Origin of the sequence: Lishizhenia sp. (assembly GCF_033720595.1) — a bacterium.
Lineage (GTDB): Bacteria > Bacteroidota > Bacteroidia > Flavobacteriales_D > Crocinitomicaceae > Lishizhenia.
Genome location: NZ_JAWWCF010000043.1, coordinates 1 through 18,258, shown reverse-complemented (window position 1 = coordinate 18,258; position 18,258 = coordinate 1). Strand labels below are relative to the sequence as shown.

At 38.6% G+C, this 18,258-nt stretch carries 18 protein-coding genes; 15 read left to right on the top strand and 3 right to left on the bottom strand.

What is annotated here, in order from left to right; genetic code table 11:
* The 12 genes from R3333_RS04870 to R3333_RS04815 all read left to right on the top strand — a co-directional run.
* A partial coding sequence (locus R3333_RS04870) for a UDP-N-acetylmuramoyl-L-alanyl-D-glutamate--2,6-diaminopimelate ligase (RefSeq protein WP_318957621.1) occupies positions 1-1,410 on the top strand: 1,410 nt, incomplete at its 5' end.
* A complete protein-coding gene (gene mraY / locus R3333_RS04865; protein WP_318957620.1) occupies positions 1,410-2,654 on the top strand; it encodes a phospho-N-acetylmuramoyl-pentapeptide-transferase in 1,245 nt (414 codons plus the stop codon). The genes R3333_RS04870 and mraY, both read left to right, overlap by 1 nt.
* A gap of 3 nt (positions 2,655-2,657) precedes the next feature.
* Entirely contained in the window at positions 2,658-4,001 is a 1,344-nt protein-coding gene (gene murD / locus R3333_RS04860) for a UDP-N-acetylmuramoyl-L-alanine--D-glutamate ligase (RefSeq protein ID WP_318957619.1), read from the top strand.
* Positions 4,002-4,022: 21 nt separating this feature from the next.
* Entirely contained in the window at positions 4,023-4,493 is a 471-nt protein-coding gene (locus tag R3333_RS04855; protein WP_318957618.1) for a hypothetical protein, read from the top strand.
* A complete protein-coding gene (locus R3333_RS04850; RefSeq protein WP_318957617.1) occupies positions 4,494-5,675 on the top strand; it encodes an FtsW/RodA/SpoVE family cell cycle protein in 1,182 nt (393 codons plus the stop codon).
* Positions 5,672-6,769, top strand: coding sequence for an undecaprenyldiphospho-muramoylpentapeptide beta-N-acetylglucosaminyltransferase (gene murG, locus R3333_RS04845; RefSeq protein WP_318957616.1), 1,098 nt, complete (start codon positions 5,672-5,674; stop codon positions 6,767-6,769). Before R3333_RS04850 ends, murG begins: the two co-directional genes overlap by 4 nt.
* The gene (gene murC / locus R3333_RS04840) at positions 6,766-8,121 is read left to right on the top strand and encodes a UDP-N-acetylmuramate--L-alanine ligase (protein WP_318957615.1); all 1,356 of its coding nucleotides are present in this window, start codon (positions 6,766-6,768) and stop codon (positions 8,119-8,121) included. The genes murG and murC overlap by 4 nt, the downstream gene beginning before the upstream one ends.
* The gene (locus R3333_RS04835; RefSeq protein WP_318957614.1) at positions 8,118-8,909 is read left to right on the top strand and encodes a hypothetical protein; all 792 of its coding nucleotides are present in this window, start codon (positions 8,118-8,120) and stop codon (positions 8,907-8,909) included. The genes murC and R3333_RS04835 overlap by 4 nt, the downstream gene beginning before the upstream one ends.
* 5 nt (positions 8,910-8,914) lie before the next feature.
* Positions 8,915-10,189 carry a cell division protein FtsA gene (ftsA, locus tag R3333_RS04830; protein ID WP_318957613.1) on the top strand — a complete coding sequence of 425 codons (1,275 nt, stop codon included), beginning with the start codon at positions 8,915-8,917 and terminating at the stop codon, positions 10,187-10,189.
* 67 nt (positions 10,190-10,256) lie between these two features.
* Entirely contained in the window at positions 10,257-11,909 is a 1,653-nt protein-coding gene (gene ftsZ / locus R3333_RS04825; RefSeq protein ID WP_318957612.1) for a cell division protein FtsZ, read from the top strand.
* Positions 11,910-11,912: 3 nt separating this feature from the next.
* Positions 11,913-12,368, top strand: a complete 456-nt coding sequence (locus tag R3333_RS04820; RefSeq protein ID WP_318957611.1) for a GatB/YqeY domain-containing protein — start codon at positions 11,913-11,915, stop codon at positions 12,366-12,368.
* Between the two features lie 94 nt (positions 12,369-12,462).
* Positions 12,463-13,359, top strand: coding sequence for a hypothetical protein (locus R3333_RS04815; RefSeq protein ID WP_318957609.1), 897 nt, complete (start codon positions 12,463-12,465; stop codon positions 13,357-13,359).
* 287 nt (positions 13,360-13,646) lie between these two features.
* On the opposite strand, the gene R3333_RS04810 is transcribed toward R3333_RS04815, so the two are convergent.
* Together R3333_RS04810 and R3333_RS04805 are read right to left on the bottom strand one after the other, a co-directional pair.
* Positions 13,647-14,402, bottom strand: coding sequence for an ABC transporter ATP-binding protein (locus tag R3333_RS04810; protein WP_318957608.1), 756 nt, complete (start codon positions 14,400-14,402; stop codon positions 13,647-13,649).
* Positions 14,402-15,142, bottom strand: a complete 741-nt coding sequence (locus R3333_RS04805; RefSeq protein WP_318957607.1) for an ABC transporter permease — start codon at positions 15,140-15,142, stop codon at positions 14,402-14,404. The genes R3333_RS04810 and R3333_RS04805 overlap by 1 nt, the downstream gene beginning before the upstream one ends.
* Positions 15,143-15,256: 114 nt before the next feature.
* Here R3333_RS04805 and R3333_RS04800 point away from each other — a divergent pair, with 114 nt between their 5' ends.
* From R3333_RS04800 to R3333_RS04790, 3 genes are read left to right on the top strand one after another with little or no spacing between them, the layout of a single operon-like run.
* Positions 15,257-15,877 (top strand): sprT domain-containing protein, encoded by a 621-nt coding sequence (locus tag R3333_RS04800; protein WP_318957606.1) that lies wholly within the window; start codon positions 15,257-15,259, stop codon positions 15,875-15,877.
* A gap of 2 nt (positions 15,878-15,879) precedes the next feature.
* On the top strand, positions 15,880-16,956 hold the full coding sequence (locus tag R3333_RS04795) for a mannose-1-phosphate guanylyltransferase (RefSeq protein WP_318957605.1): 1,077 nt from the start codon (positions 15,880-15,882) through the stop codon (positions 16,954-16,956).
* On the top strand, positions 16,949-17,506 hold the full coding sequence (locus R3333_RS04790) for a hypothetical protein (RefSeq protein WP_318957604.1): 558 nt from the start codon (positions 16,949-16,951) through the stop codon (positions 17,504-17,506). The genes R3333_RS04795 and R3333_RS04790 overlap by 8 nt, the downstream gene beginning before the upstream one ends.
* A 94-nt stretch (positions 17,507-17,600) precedes the next feature.
* On the opposite strand, the gene R3333_RS04785 is transcribed toward R3333_RS04790, so the two are convergent.
* On the bottom strand, positions 17,601-18,258 hold a 658-nt coding region (locus R3333_RS04785; RefSeq protein ID WP_318957602.1), incomplete at its 5' end, for a hypothetical protein.

Sequence of the window (18,258 nt, the reverse complement as noted above, 5' to 3'; positions counted from 1 at the left end):
AGCACAGATGTGGCGATTGAATCTATTGTTTTCGACTCTCGAAAAGCAGTAGCCAACACTGTTTTTGTTGCTATTAAAGGGTTCACGGTTGACGGTCATGATTACATCACTAAAGCCATAGAACTCGGTTGTACATCTATCGTTTGTGAAAACATACCTACAACTCTTACTCCAGGAGTTAACTACATACAAGTTAAAGACTCACACCAAGCATTGGCCCTAATGGCCAACAACTTCTACGATGAGCCAAGTAAAAAACTAACGCTAGTTGGCATTACAGGAACCAACGGTAAAACAACGTGCACTACCCTACTACACAAGTTATTTACGCAGCTTGGGTATAAAGTAGGACTCCTTTCTACTGTTGTAAATAAGATTGGAGATAAAGACATTCCTTCTACACACACTACCCCTGACGCAGTAGGTTTGAACGCCCTACTCGCGCAAATGGTAGAAGAAGGATGTACGCACTGTTTTATGGAGGTGAGTTCACATGCTATCCACCAACACAGAACTACAGGGTTAGACTTTAAAGTGGGAGGATTTACCAACATCACGCATGATCACTTGGATTATCACAAAACTTTCAAAGAATACCTGAACGTTAAAAAGAGCTTTTTTGACCATCTCGGTAACGAAGCTTATGCCATCACTAACCTCGACGATAAAAACGGAGCGGTAATGTTACAAAACACAAAAGCTAAGAAATTGAGCTACAGCTTAAAGTCTGTATCTGATTTTAAAGCGAAAGTGTTAGAAAACCAATTTACAGGATTGGTCTTAAACATGAACGGAACCGAATTGTGGTCGAGATTGATTGGGGATTTCAACGCTTACAACTTGCTTTTAGTGTACGCCATTGCCATCACTTTAGAAGAAGACGAGTTGGAAGTGTTAACACAGCTCAGCACCCTAGAAAGTGTAGAGGGTAGATTCCAATACACGAAGAGTGAAAGTGGAATTATAGCTATTGTAGACTACGCGCACACTCCAGATGCCTTGGCAAATGTTTTAGGAACGATCAACAACATCAGAACGAAAAACGAAACCGTTTTCACAATTGTAGGATGTGGTGGTGATAGAGACAAAACAAAGCGTCCCTTAATGGCTGGAATCGCTTGTGAGAAGAGCGATAAAGTAGTGATTACATCTGACAACCCAAGAACTGAAAATCCTGAAACCATTATTGAAGAAATGATGGCAGGTGTAGAAGGGCAACATTTCAAAAAGACCCTCTCGATCACCAACCGTAAGGAAGCGATTAAAACAGCTATCAGCATGGCACAACCCAACGACATTATTTTGATCGCTGGAAAAGGTCATGAAACCTACCAAGAAATCAATGGCGTTAAACACGATTTTGACGACATGGCAATAACGAAAGAACTATTTAAAAAACTTGACAAATAATGTTGTACTATTTATTTCAATATCTCAACGAACTCGACATCCCTGGAGCAGGTGTATTTGACTACATCTCCTTTAGAGCTGCCGCTGCATTAATCACGAGTTTGATCATTTCTATGATCTTCGGAAAGCGCATCATTAATGCCTTAAGAAAGCAACAAATCGGAGAATCTGTAAGAGACTTAGGTTTAGAAGGACAAAAGGAGAAAGAAGGTACCCCTACCATGGGTGGATTAATTATTTTGAGCGCCATTCTCATCCCTACTTTACTCTTTGCTAAACTTCACAACATCTATGTAATTACCATGTTAATTGCAACGGTTTGGTTAGGATTGATTGGATTCTTAGATGACTACATCAAAGTATTTAAAAAGAACAAAGAAGGACTAGCAGGAAAGTTTAAAGTAATCGGACAAATTGGTGTAGGTGTAATTGTAGGATCTATCCTCTACTTCCACCCTGATGTTAAAGCTCACGAAAAAGTTGACAGTCAATACGTCCTTGCTCAAAACGAAGTTGACGTTACAGATAAACACGCAGAATTTAACAAAGGAACAGACAGCAAGTGGATCATGACAACAGACAAGACCACTACTATACCTTTTGTAAAAAACAATGAAGTGAACTACTCACTATTAAGCGGCAACAATGTTTGGATAGGCTTTGCCATCTTCACTTTGATTGTAATCTTCATCGTAGTAGCAATCTCTAACGGAGCCAACATGACGGACGGACTGGACGGCTTAGCCACAGGAAGTTCTGCCATCATAGGTTTGGCTTTAGCTGTATTAGCCTACGTAAGTTCCAACTTAAAATTCGCCGACTACCTGGACGTGATGTACATTCCATTTGCAGAAGAAATGGTAATCTTTATTTCTGCCTTCGTTGGAGCTTGTATCGGTTTCTTATGGTTCAACTCTTACCCAGCACAAGTATTCATGGGAGATACCGGAAGTTTAGCATTAGGAGGAATCATTGCTGTATTCGCTATTTCTATCCGTAAAGAATTATTGATTCCTGTACTCTGTGGAATCTTCATCATTGAAAACGCCTCTGTGATATTACAAGTCAGTTACTTCAAATTCACCAAGAAAAAATTTGGAGAAGGCCGACGCATTTTACGTATGGCCCCCCTTCACCACCATTACCAGAAGAAAGGAATTCACGAAGCAAAAATTGTTTCGCGCTTCTGGATTGTAGGAATACTCTTAGCAGTAATCACAATCGTAACCTTGAAATTAAGATAACTCGTGAACGGAACAAATAAACATATCAGCATTTTAGGCGCAGGCGAAAGCGGTGTTGGCGCTGCACTTTTAGCACAAGCTAAGGGGTGGAATGTTTTTGTTTCAGATTTCGGAAAAATCAAGGATAAATTCCAACAAGAATTAACAAACAACAACATACAATTTGAGCAAGAACAACACTCAGAAGATATCATCTTAAAGAGTGATGTAATTGTAAAATCTCCAGGCATCCCACACAAAGCTCCTATCATCAAGAAGGCAGTTGATAAAGGAATCAAAATCATCTCCGAAATTGAATTTGCAGGTTACTACACGCAAGCAAAGATGATATGTATTACAGGTAGCAATGGAAAAACTACCACTACCCTTTTAACACATCACCTCTTGCGAAAAGCTGGGTTAAATGTAGGACTAGCTGGAAACATCGGTCAAAGCTTGGCCAAACAAGTCATAGCAGACGAATTTGAATACTACGTATTGGAGTTAAGTAGCTTCCAATTGGATGACATGTATGAATTTAAAGCAGACATCGCCATCCTTTTAAACATCACACCGGATCATTTAGACCGCTACGATTACAAAATGGAAAATTACACGGCTTCAAAGTTTAGAATTCTTCAAAACATGACAGCAAACGATTGGTTCATTTATAATGCTGACGACCCAATCATCACTGAGCATTTGGCACTAACAAACACCAAGGCTCAATTAGCTCCTTTCTCTTTGAAAGAAGAACAAAAACAAGGAGCATACGCAAACGAACAACAAATAACAATAACAATAAAAAACCAATTCATTATGTCTATTCACGATTTAGCATTGAAAGGCAAGCACAACACTCAAAACAGCTTGGCCTCTGGGATCGCAGGAAGAATCCTCGACATTAGAAAAGAAACAATCAGAGAGAGTTTATCTGATTTTAAAAACGTTGAACACCGTTTGGAATTCGTAGCCAAAGTTCACGGTATTGAATTCATTAATGACTCAAAAGCAACCAACGTAAACTCAACTTGGTACGCCTTAGAAAGCATGGAAAAACCAACTGTATGGATCGTTGGTGGTGTAGACAAAGGAAACAACTACGAAGAATTGGCAGAACTTGTTCAAGATAAGGTAAAAGCCATCATTTGCTTAGGAGTTGATAACTCTAAAATCATTGAGGCATTCCAAGGTAAAATAGAAACTATAGTAGAAGCAAAATCTGCTATGGAAGCAGTTGGTTTTGGATACCAATTGGCTAAAAAAGATGAAACAGTATTGTTATCTCCAGCTTGTGCTAGTTTCGATTTATTCGAAAGCTACGAAGATAGAGGTAACCAATTTAAAGATGCCGTGAGAGCATTATAAAACCCATTAAAACGTAACGTCATGCAAAAACTAGATAAAAAGACCTTGCAGGATAGTTTACTTTCTGCACGTCAGAACGCATTAAAGGAAGCTAACAAGCATTTAACACAACACGAAGATTTTAGAGGTATGAAAATATTCTCTTGGTCAGGTGCCAACCTAAATGAATGTTTTGACGCCTTGAAACAATTAGACAATCCTGTTATCTGGATCATGAGTAGTGATTTAGAACACGATTTTAGAGAAGAAAGACCCTGGTTAAACCAAGAGGTAGAAGCCATTATTTCTTTTGGACAAGCGAATAAAAAGTTCCGCTATGATTTAGAAGCACAAGTAACCTTCTTTACACGTAAAAACGACATATTAGAAGCTTGCGAAATGTTAACTAAAGTAGCCCATGAAGGGAACACTGTGTTTTTTGCTCCAGGACTAGGAACCAAGGCAAAAGAAATGGAAACTACCTTTTTGAATTACTTAAAAGACAACAAATAATTGAAGTCATTATTAAAATATTTAGGAGGTGACAAGGGGATATGGATTATCGTCTTTTTACTTATGCTCATCTCTTTGGTGTGTGTATTCTCTTTCGTACCTATTTTGGTAAAAACGGAAGGAGGATCACCCTTCAAATACCTCTTTAAGCACGTTATATACATAGCAATAGGTATTGCCGTGATGTATTACCTGCATCGCTTAGACCCTAAATATTTTTCTAAATTATCGAAGTTTGGACTCATCATGGCCATCTTCTTGCTCATCTTCACCTTCTTTTTCGGAGTAAGAATTAACGATGCTAGTAGATGGATAAAAATCCCAATCGTAGGATTAACCTTCCAGACTTCTGACTTTGCCAAATTGGCTTTAATACTTTATCTCTCCAAACAGCTCGCTGTTAAGAAAGACAACTTTTTAGATTGGAAAACGGGCTTCGTACCCATCGCCTCCGCTATCGTTATAACCTGTGGATTAATCTTTAAAGACAACTTCTCTACAGCTGTATTACTGGGTACCATTGCCTTCCTATTGTTATTTGTAGGTAAGTACCCCATGAAAAGAATTGGTGTATTAGTCGCCGGTGGTTTAGGATTGGTTTCCATCGCCGTACTCTTACACTTTGCGTTACAACCCGAAATACAGTTGATTCCTCGTTTGGACACTTGGGTTTCGCGCTATACTAAAGCCTTTGGAGAAGAAACGAGTATCATTGAAAATGCACAAGCCATCAATGCCGAACTTGCCATACACGTTGGAGGCTTGTTTGGAGAAGGTGTTGGTAAAGGACGACTCAAAGAATACTTACCCGAAGCATATGCCGATTTTTTCTTCTCTTCCTTTGTAGAAGAATTCGGAATCTTCGGAGCTATCATTTTGATTTTACTCTACATGAGTTTAATGTACCGCATATTCAGAATAGGTTTGAAGGCCGATAAACTCTTCCACACTTATGTGTGTATAGGAATCGGGTCCTTGTTAATGCTTCAAGCCTCTATAAATATGCTCGTATGCACGCGAATAATACCTGTTACCGGACAGAACATCCCTTTCTTAGCCATGGGAGGATCTGCCATGGTAACAGCGTGTGCCGCGGTAGGAATAGTTCAATCTATTGCTAACAAACAAAATAAAGGAAAAGAAGTAGCCACAACTACCCAAAAAAATAGCATAGCAGAATGATACAGAAAGCAATCATATCAGGTGGTGGAACGGGAGGTCATATTTTCCCAGCCGTAGCTATTGCCAATGGTTTAAAAGCACAAAACCCGAACATAGAAATCTTATTCGTAGGAGCTGAGGGTAAAATGGAAATGGAAAAAGTTCCTGCGGCTGGATACAAGATCATTGGGTTACCGATTCGTGGACTTCAACGCAAGCTCACTTTAAGCAATCTAGCTTTACCTTTTAAGATTTTAAAATCTTACTTCATGGCAAAAAAAATCATCAAAGATTTTAAGCCAGACGTTGTGGTAGGAGTTGGAGGTTATGCCTCTGCCCCTACACTAATCGCAGCAACCCGCTTAGGCATACCTAGCGTTGTACAAGAGCAAAATTCTTTTCCCGGAAAAACGAATATATACCTCTCTAAAAAGGTTAACAAAATATGCGTTGCTCACAAGGGACTAGACCGTTTCTTCCCAGCTGAAAAAATAGTTTTTACCGGTAACCCTGTAAGAACTGAAGTTGCCGAAATAGAAGGGAAACGTGAACAAGCATTAAAGAGCTTTCACCTATCTACAGACAAGCAAACTATTCTTGTTTTAGGAGGAAGTTTGGGAGCACTCACCTTAAACAACAGTGTACAACAGCATTTAGATACTTTACTCGCGGCCGATGTTCAAGTTATCTGGCAATGCGGTAAGTTTTACAAAGAGCGACTTTCCAAAGAAGTTGACACCAATAAATACAACAACATTGTATTAACCGATTTCATACCGGAAATGCAATTGGCCTATGCAGCAGCGGACGTTATCATTTCCAGAGCAGGTGCTTTATCTGTTTCAGAAATAGCTTTGGTTGGAAAACCGAGCATCTTGGTTCCTTCCCCAAACGTAGCAGAAGATCACCAAACACACAATGCTAATTCTTTGGTAAATGAAGGAGCTGCACTTTTAGTAAAAGATAATACGGCGGTAGAAGAATTGATACCCTTGAGTTTACAATTGCTCAACAACCCCGCATTTCAAAATAAATTAAGAGGAAATTTAAAGGCATTAGCAAAACCTAATGCAACGCAAGATATTGTTCAAGTATTGATGGATTTGAAAGCATGAGAATAGAAGATTTTAAACATATCTACTTTTTAGGCATAGGCGGCATTGGTATGTCGGCCCTTGCCCGCTATTTTCACGTCAACAAATTCGCAGTAAGTGGATACGACAAAACAGAAAGTGAACTTACCCAAACGTTAACTCAAGAGGGAATAAAGATTCACTACCAAGACAAGGGCAAGGAACTATTAAAAGAGTTGGATAAAGCAACAACTTTGGTCATTTTCACACCCGCCGTAAATAAGAACTTAGGTGAATTAATCGCTTTAGAAGAAGCTGGATACACCATGATTAAAAGATCTAAGGCACTCGGTTTACTTACCCAAAGTAGCAAAGGTTTAGGCGTAGCAGGTACACATGGCAAAACCACGACCTCTTCCCTTTTGGCACATGTATTACAACAATCTCACGTAGGATGCAATGCTTTTTTAGGAGGTATCAGTAGTAATTACAATAGCAACTTAATTCTTCACCCTACCAGTGAATATACCGTTGTTGAAGCCGATGAATTTGATCGTTCATTTCTACAGTTGAAACCTTTCGCTTCTATCATCACTTCTACAGATGCCGATCATTTAGACATCTATGGTGACGCAGAAACATTAAAAGAAAACTTTCAAGACTATTGCGATTTAACATCTCCTGATGGTCTACTCATTCAACAGGTAGATACTGAAGTAACTGCCCCAGGTAAATCTTTGACCTATGCAGTAAACCAAAAAGCAAAATGTTACAGTGACAAATTGCGCTATGTGGGGGGTAAATTTCTATTCGACTATCACTTTCAAAATAAAACATGGGAGAATATAGAGCTTGGAATACCCGGTATACACAATGCAGAAAATGCAACGGCGATAATAGCTTTATGCCAATTCATAGGTCTAAGTGAAGAAGAAATTAGAAAAGGTTTAGCCAGTTTTAAAGGAGTTAAACGTAGGTTTGAATATCATATAAAAACCGATAATAGGATATATATCGATGATTACGCGCATCATCCAACGGAGGTAAAGGCTCTATTGAAATCCATAGAGCTCCTTTACCCCAGAAAAAAGATCATTGGTATTTTCCAACCACACTTGTTTTCGCGCACACAAGATTTCATGGATGAATTTGCAGCAGAATTAAGCCGTTTAGATGAATTGATTCTTTTGCCAATTTACCCCGCTCGCGAGGAACCCATTCCAGGAATTACAAGTGATGTACTACTCTCTAAAACTACAAATGCTTCCAAACGCCTTATAGAAAAAGAGCAGCTTATTGAAGCTATTGAAATAGAAGACAACGCAGTTTACCTAACAATAGGAGCTGGAGATATAGACAGATTGATACAACCTTTAAAAGCCAAACTAACATGAAACCGTGGTTAAAAACAACATTATGGAGCGTGTTTGCCTTGGCTGTTTTAGTACTATTAGTTGCGAGTCAACTGAGTGAAAGCAAAAAGAAAACGCAAGCTCCGAAAATGCACATTCACGAACATCCAGGAATGTCATTTTTAACAGAAGAAGAACTTCTAACGAAGTTAAAAAGAGCTGGTTTATGGAGGGAAAACACGACTGTAGACAGCTTGAAAATTAAAAATATTGAAGAATACATTCAAAAATTAAACGTAGTTGACAGCGTAAATGTATACTCCAATTTAGGGGGGAAATGGGAAATCGATGTACAAATAAGAAGACCCATTGTTAGGGTATTACCCGAGGGAAATTCAGGCTTTTACATAGATGACAAAGGTGAAGCGATGGAGCTCTCAGATTTCCCAGCTCACGTTCTGATTGCCACAGGGTTAGATGATTTTACCATGGAGAATTCGAGTTATAAACGCTTAATTAACAACGACAGTTTAATAACTATAAGCAAGCTCGATGATTTGTACCGTATTTCAAAGTATGTTTGTAATAGTACCTTTTTCAATGCTTTGTTTACCCAATTGCATTACGATAACAACAAGGGTTTCAAACTCATACCCCGCGTAGGAAATCAAGAAATAGTATTTGGTTTAGCGCAAAGTGACGAAGAAGTTGAGAAAAAGTTTAACAAGCTCAAGGTTTTTTATGAAGAAATCATCCCTTACGAAGGTTGGGAGAAGTACGAAAGCATAGACTTGAGATTTGACGAACAAATTGTAGGAAAGAAAAAATAAAGAATATGTCTGAAATTGTAGTTGGTTTAGATATTGGAACAACGAAGATCGCATGCTTTGTAGGCCAAAAAAATGAACACGGGAAGATAGAGATTTTATCGATGGGTAAAACTGAATCTTTAGGTGTTACTCGTGGTGTTGTTACCAACATAGAGAAGACTATTCAATCTATTAAAACAGCTGTTCAAGAAGCGCAAGATCGCGTAGAAGGAGAGTTGACGATAGGTGTAGTGAATGTGGGGATTGCTGGACAACACATCAACAGCATTCAACACAGAGGTATACACACACGTACCGCTACTGATGATGAAATTTCACAATTGGACATCGACGCATTGATCGAAGACATGTACAAATTGGTAATGGAACCGGGAGAAGAAATCATCCACGTGTTACCGCAAGAGTACATCATAGACAATGAGCAAGGGATTAAAGACCCTATCGGAATGTCAGGTGTTCGTTTAGAAGCAAACTTCCACATTATTACAGGAAGAATTGCAGCAGCAAAAAACATCCAGAAATGTGTTACAAAATCTGGATTAGAAGTACAAGAAACAATATTAGAACCCCTTGCGAGTGCCGCAGCTGTACTTTCTGACGAAGAAAGAGAAGCAGGTATCGTATTGGTAGATATAGGAGGTGGTACAACTGACATCGCTATCTTCCACGAAGGAATCATCAGACATACTGCTGTTATTCCATTTGGAGGTAACATTTTGTCTGAAGACATCAAAGAAGGATGTACCATTTTGAAAAGACAAGCTGAACTTTTAAAAGTGAAGTTTGGTAGTGCGCTGGCATCGGAATCTCAAGAAAATGAAATCGTTTGTATTCCTGGACTGAGAGGTAGAGAGCCGAAAGAAATTTCTATCAAGAATTTGGCAAGTATTATTCAGGCCAGAATGGAAGAGATTATCGAGCACGTATACTACGAAATCAAAAACTCTGGTTACGAGAAAAAGTTAATCGGTGGTATCGTAGTAACAGGTGGTGGTGCACAGTTAAAGCACATCACACAATTGTTTGAATACATTACAGGAATGGATACACGTATCGGATACCCGAACGAGCATTTAGGACAATCTCCAATTGCTGAAACCATTACCTCACCTATGTATTCTACAGGTATAGGATTAGTATTGAAAGGCTTTGAAAGCAGCGAACGTCAAAATAGAGCGAAACGCGCTTCAGCCATCAAAACTCATTCTAAGAAAACAAAAGGATCTTTCTTTGACACCATCATCAATAAGAGCAAGAGCTGGTTTGATGAAGATGAATAGAAAGCCGACAACAAATTAAGAACAAACAACAACACTCTTGTGCAAACAAGAAACAAAACTAAATAGTATGGAATTCGATTTACCAAAAGGACAATCTTCTATCATTAAGGTGATAGGAGTTGGTGGTGGAGGAAGTAATGCCGTAAACCACATGTATAACCAAGGAATCAAAGGTGTTGATTTCATCGTTTGCAATACAGATAGACAAGCATTAGATATTTCTCCAGTGCCATACAAACTTCAATTAGGACCGTCTTTAACAGAAGGTCGTGGAGCAGGTTCTATTCCAGAAATTGGAATGAACGCAGCTGTGGAGAACATAGATGAAATTAGAGAATTCTTATCGAAGGAAACGAAGATGGTATTCGTTACTGCCGGTATGGGTGGTGGTACTGGTACAGGTGCTGCTCCTGTAATTGCTCAAGTCGCTAAAGAATTGGGTATTTTAACGGTTGGTATTGTTACTGTTCCATTTAGTTTTGAAGGAAGAAAAAGAAGACAACAAGCTGAGGACGGTTTGGAAAACATGCGTGAAAATGTTGATACACTTTTAGTGATTAACAACGAAAGATTACGTGAAATTTCTGGAAACCTTACTTTGGGTAATGCCTTTGCTCAAGCTGACAACGTATTAACTACAGCTGCGAAAGGAATTGCTGAAGTAATTTCTGTTACTGGTGCAATCAACGTCGATTTCAACGATGTAAATACAGTAATGAAAGACAGCGGTGTTGCCATTATGGGTTCTGCTACATCTGAGGGTGAAAACAGAGCAATTCAAGCGGTACAAGAAGCCTTAACTTCTCCGTTATTGAATGATAATGACATTGCTGGAGCTCAATACGTGTTGTTGAACATCACTTACGGTGATAAAGAAGTATTGATGGATGAGATTTCTGACATCACTGACTACATCCAAGACGAAGCAGGAAGTACTGCAGACGTTATTTGGGGACACGGTTATGACGAAACTTTAGGAGATGGATTAGGGGTAACCTTAATCGCAACTGGATTCCACTCTTCTCCAATCACTGGATTTGAAAAAGCTCCTGAAAAAAAAAGACGTTCATTAGAGGATGAAGTAAAGAAGGAAATCACAACTCCCTTATCTCAAGCAACTTCACGTCAAGTAGAGGCTAAAGTTGAAGAAGAAAAGGTAGAAGAGCCTTACTTAAAAACAGAAGAAACTCCTGTACAAGAAGAACAACCAAAAGTAGAAGAAAAGCAAAGCTATAACTGGGAAGTAAAACCAGCTACTCAATTTGAGTCTCGTACAGAAGTACAAGAAGAAGAGGCGCCAGTAGCACCTCAAGCGCAAGAAACGCCAGCTCCTCAAGAGGAAAAAGAAGTGAAGCGTTACTTCTTAGACGAAGCAGAAGAAGAGGCTACTCCTGAAGCAACAGCAGCTCCTGTACAAAACACTGTACAAAACGAGCAGCCAGAGCACTTTACTGCCCGTCCTACAATGAGTCCGGAAGAGCAACAAAGAAAACACCAAGAGCGTATGGAACGCATCCAACGTTATACAGATAAGATCAAATCTGCAGATGGGATTACAGAAATTGAAAATGTACCTGCCTTTAAGAGAAGACAAATCCGTTTAGAAGATGCACCTCACTCTACTGAGAACCCAGTTTCTCGTTTCAATGTTTCAGAAGGAAATAATGATGATATTACACTAAGAGGTAACAACTCTTTTTTACACGATAACGTAGACTAACAGATGAGTTTAACAGAACAAATTAATACAGATATCAAAAACGCAATGAAGGCGAGAGAAAAAGAAAAGCTTTCTGCGTTAAGAGATATTAAAGCTAAGTTGTTGTTAGAAGCAACAGCAAGCGGTGCTCAAGAAGAAATTTCTGCAGCACAAGAGAACAAAATTATCTTGAAGTTACACAAACAACGCATGGAATCATATGCATTGTACGTAGAACAAGGGAGAGAAGATTTAGCAGCTGATGAAAAATTCCAAGCAGAAATCATCGAGGCTTATTTGCCGAAAATGATGAGCGAAGAAGAAGTTAAAGCTGAGGTTGCACAAGCCATTACTGATTTAGGAGCTCAGGGTCCACAAGACATGGGTAAAGTAATGGGTACATTAAGCAAGAAATTAGCCGGAAAAGCTGATGGGAAAATGATTTCTACATTGGTTAAAGAAGGTTTAAACAATCTTTAAAATGCTTTATTCTCCTTTGTCATATACGTAAGACATAGGAAATTTATTATCCCGAATACCCTTGGTGTTCGGGATATTTTGTAAAATTCAAATCATGAAAACACTTCTATTCATCGCGCTTCTTATCAGTACGTTCAGTTGGGGACAAATCATTTCTAATGAAGAAGGACATGCCTTAGGTGAACGCACATCCTTCAATCCAGAGTACATAAAGAAAAACAAGATAAAACGTATTTCTGGGGAGTTTATGACCAAAAGAACAGGACAAAACATGCGCACCAATGGTTTAAAGCGCGTGTATGAATTCGATACTGAAGGTAGAATGATTAAATCTTACGAAACCATCAAGGAAAATGGCAAGTTAGATACAGTGGTTACCATGTTTGAATACAATGCAGAAGGACAACTCACCAGCGAACGTTTTAGCGACAAACACGGCTTCTCAGCATATATCTACACTTATGATTCTATTGGAAGACCTACTAGTACGGAGTTTTACCGACTAAAAAACAAGAACGGTAGAAAGATAGATTTTGAAATCGGTGAAAAATACCTTGTATCTACAGAGCGCTATACCTACAAAAAAGTAAGTGGTAAAGAAAGACAAGTTGTGTACAACAATATGAATTTGCCGTACAAGTACCGAACAGAAACAGTAGACAGTATTGGGTTTAAGGTAGAGGAATACGAAAAATACGATAAGTCGACCCATTTAAAGCGTACCAAATACTTCTACAATTACGAAGCGCGTATAGACAGCGTTTCTATCGAGGTTAAAGACCCGAGAAGATCTATGACTATCATTACTTACAGATACGACGAACACGGCAACGTAGACACGCGTAACGAGTATAAAGACGGAAAGTATTTATACAAAACAGAAGTAATTTATGATAGAGCTACTTACCGCATCGACTACATTATGCGTAGAGATGTGATTACACATGAGTTTACCATTTTGAAATTATTGGATTACGAGTTGTACGATTAGGTTTTAAACTACAAATTGGTCCCTCGACTTCGCTCGGGAACCTTTAATAAAAATACAACTCTTCACTCCCTACTCACACTCAGAACTGACCCTGCGCCGGATAGCAGTGGCAGCTGCACTAAACAAAAGGTTAGAAGGACTTAACATTGCAAATATGACCGCAGGAAATTTTGGCGATGGTTAGTGCTACTTAGCATTTGGGATGTGGACTAAAACGGATAGCCGGATGACGCCCTTCTAAAGAATAAAAATCAATATTCTAAACGAGATAATTCTTTACGCTTAGTTTAAGCAAGTTTTCCTTTGAGGTTTTTCATGAACTTAGAGGCGTACACGAAATCGATGATTTCTTGATTATCCGTGGTTAAGATCTCCTTATTATCACCTTCCCACCAAATTTTACCTTCATTGATGAAACTGATTTTATCTCCAATCTCCATCACCGAGTTCATATCGTGTGTAATTACAACGGTTGTGATGTTGTACTCGTAAGTAATTTCTCGAATCAAATTATCAATCAAAATACTCGTTCTTGGATCTAAACCAGAGTTTGGTTCATCGCAAAATAAGTATTTCGGATTCATTGAAATAGCACGTGCAATGGCGATACGCTTCTGCATACCTCCAGAACATTCGGCAGGATAAAGATGATTTGTATTTTCTAGGTTTACACGCTTTAAACAGAAGTTGGCTCTTTCTATCTTCTCCTCTTTGGTCATGGAAGTATACATATCCAAAGGGAACATGATATTTTGCTCTACCGTCATAGAATCGAACAAAGCAGAACCTTGGAAAAGCATACCTATCTCTTTTCGAATTTCACGTCGCTCTCTCCTATCCATAGCACTAAAATCACGTCCATCAAAGTAAATACTTCCAGAATCTATCTCCATTAAACCAACAATACACTTGGTAAGTACAGATTTACCCTGTCCTGATTGACCAATGATCAGATTCACTTTTCCTGGATGAAACTCTGCGTTGATATCGTGCAAAACATGCTTTTCACCAAAAGATTTATTTACGCCCTTCACTTCTATCATTACAGTAAGATTAATTGCGTTAATATAAAGTTGGCGATCAAAATAGTGATGGTACTCCACACTACTCCTTGCGTAGATGATTTACCAACATCTAGCGCTCCACCTCTCGTGTAATACCCGTAAAAAGCAGAAACCGAAACGATAATAAAAGCAAACACCATCGTTTTCACCAAGGCATAGACTATATTACCTGTATCGAAAAAGGCGCGTACTCCGTAAACAAATTCTTCGTGAGAACAAAGATTAGATGTAGTCACGGCAAAATAACCTCCGAGGATACTTAACGCCATTGAAATAATTATCAAGAATGGAAGGATAGTAACCGCTGCGATTAATTTGGGTAAAATTAAGTAGCTCGCACTATTAATCCCCATGATATCTAAAGCATCTATTTGCTCTGTTACGCGCATCGTTCCAATTTCAGAGGCAATGTTTGACCCTACCTTACCTGCCAAAATTAAAGAGATAATGGTAGGTGAAAATTCTAAGATGGTAGAAGATCTGGTAATATAACCTATGGTATATTTAGGCAATAAAGGACTATCCATATTAGATGCCGTTTGCAAAGCGATAACCGCCCCCATAAATACAGAAAGGATACCTACAATTCCCATAGAGTTAATCCCTATAGTTTCCCATTCGTTTGACACGCGTTTTGTATACACACGGAAACGCTCTGGCTGCGTAAGTACCTGCTTTAACAGCATGAAATATTTTCCTATGTTCTGAATATTATTCATAACTCCGTGCTAAATTAATAGCTTATTCTAAAGTATCCTTATTTTAGAGCGATTTTATACCCACATGTAATTGTTTACACTTTACCTTAGGTAAGGTCTACAGCCCATTTCTGTATGACAAAAAGAGAGCAAATAGAACAAAAGTTAGAAAAATTTATTCCAGCAGCCTTTACAGGTTATGTGACAGATTTACTCTTTTCTTCTAAAGTTGCTTTTAAAGTAAGCAAACCACGAAAAACAAAGCTGGGAGATTATCGTCCACCCATTAAAAGTGATTACCATAGAATTACGGTGAATGGCGATTTAAACCCTTATCAATTCTTGATAACGACCTTGCACGAATTTGCCCACATGCAAACCTACATTGAGCATGGCTGGCAGGTTAAAGCCCATGGTTTGGAATGGCAAAATAAATTCAGCCAACTCCTCTCCCCCCTCTTGGATGCTGAAGAAATTCCTAGAGACATTAAATTGGCTTTACGCAACAGTGTAAACAAGCCTAGAGCAAGTTCTTGCACAGACCTTGCACTAAGTAGAGTATTGAAACGTTATGATAGCGAAAAACACACGCTTATTACAGTTGAAGAATTAAGAGAAAACGAATGTTTTATACTCAACAACAAAAGCTTTAAACGTGGAAAATTGCGTAGAAAGCGATACATGTGCGAAGAAATAGGCACCGGTAAGTTATATTTGGTACACTGCCTTGCCGAAGTAGAACGAATAGAAGATTAAAAATGGATACAAATAATTACGCAGTCATTATGGCTGGAGGAGTTGGATCGAGGTTTTGGCCGATGTCTACCCCTGCCCGCCCTAAACAATTTTTAGATGTTTTGGGAATAGGAAAATCACTCTTGCGTTTGACCTATGAACGACTGCTCAACATCATACCCAACGAAAATATTTACATCGTTACCAATGCAGAATACTGCGGAATGGTAAAGGAGCATTTGCCTGAATTAGCCGACAAGCAAATACTAACAGAACCAGAGCGCAAAAATACTGCGCCTTGTATCGCTTATGCCGCGGCTAAAATTTACGCGTTAAACAAAGAGGCCAATCTAATTGTAGCTCCTTCAGATCATTTGATATTGCAACAACATAAGTTTGAGCGTATAATCAATATTGCCTTGAAAAATGCGAAAGAAAACAAGCGCATCACAACCCTTGGTATTAAACCAACACGACCTGATACGGGGTATGGCTACATACAGTTCTTTGAAGACGGAGATGTTGTAGGAGGTGATGTAAAAAGAGTAAAACAATTTACAGAAAAACCCAACAAGGAATTGGCTAAAATCTTCTTGACAAGTGGTGACTACTGTTGGAACTCTGGAATATTTGTGTGGACCGCTGAAGTAATCTTAAATGCTTTAAAACGCTTCAAGCCAGAACTACATGACTTATTCTGTAAAGACTTCTCTGTATATTTCACAGACAAAGAACAAGCCTATGTAGATGCAGCCTTTCATGCTGCTGAAAACATCTCTATAGATTTTGCAGTTATGGAAAATGCACGTAACATTAGTGTTGTTTTGGCAGACTTTGATTGGTCTGACTTAGGAACATGGGGTAGCTTGTATGGTCATCTCGAAAAAGACCACCACGGCAACGCAACAGACAATCCTGGCATTCGAATGATAGATGCCCATGATTGTTTGGTGAAATTACCTACAAAGAAAAAAGCTATTATTCAAGGATTAGATGATTACATCGTTGTTGAAACAGAAGAGAAATTACTTATCCTTAAAAAGGCTGACGAACAAAACTTAAAAACTTACCTCAAACTTATAGAGCAAGAAAATGGCTAAAATCCCAAAAGACTTTTACTCTGACGTTGATCACAAACCTTTTACACATTGCAAAGTCTGCGATTGTAGACTGGATGATGGAAAAATGCCTTACGTTGTTGAAAAGGCATATAAACGCACTGAAGAAGGTGAAGATTTAACCCTGTTTGAAATGGCACTTTGCATCATGTGTGCACAAGAGCAAGTTGCTAAAATGAGTACGGAATCTAGAGCTTTTTTACAGCGTTCCTTAATGGGTGAAGAGTTAATGAAACGAAGAGCTGCATTAACCGAAGAGGATTGGGAAAGTAATTGGAAAAAGGAATGCTTACTGACGAATAAAACTCCAAAAATAAATGACGAATACCACATTGTGGGTCAATTTTTAGGAGATGAATTATTAGAAGATCAATCCCCTTACTTAATTGGCGCCGACATCATAGAACACATTCAAGAAAACCTTTCAGTGGAAACGAAAGAAGAATGGGATAATTTTGGCAGACAATTTTATGGGCCAGAAGACCCTCAGCTCAAAGCACTTTTAGAAGACCATCAATTCGTTTTTGTTTAAAGTAATTGACAAACATACAAAGGGCAGACTTTAGTTAAAGTCTGCCCTTTTTCTACCCAGATGCTTTGTTGCTATCCCTTCTCAAATGGGTAGGTTATTCTACTGTTGTTGTCATTATTTTCCATCTTCTATACAAATCAGCATAACTTTTTGTATTCATTACAATTACACCTCCATTTGTATCCCCGTATTTAGCAGGTATTGCAGAAGAGTACACCGTTATTCCACCAATTGCAGATCCTGGTATTCTTAATGCATCTCTTAATTTAACTCCGTCGATAAAGTAAGCCATATCTCCAGGTCTAGCACCTCTAATCATCATTTGTCCGCTTTCATTCTTTTTGATATCAGAATTTTTACCAACAATTAAACTCACAGGGTCCTGTCTGTCTGGACTATTCTTGATATCTAGAGAACTGATTGTAGTCTCCCCGGCACTACCAAACTTTATCAAAGGTTCACCTCCTCTAATGGTTACCCCCCCTAATTCAGTAACATTTGTAACAACATTAACTCTACCAATATTTAAGATACCGTTAGCTGTAACCTCACATTTTATAGTGTCAGATAATGTATCTCCATAATACTGAGCTTGTAAAAGATAAAGTCCCGGAGGAATTGCTGAAATTCTAAATTTCCCTTCCTCATCCGTTGTAGCTCCTATCTTTGCCCCATTATCTTCTACCCATACTTTTGCGAAAAGAGCTTTAGCTTCCGTTTGATCATTTTCGTATAGGTATCCTACTATCTCT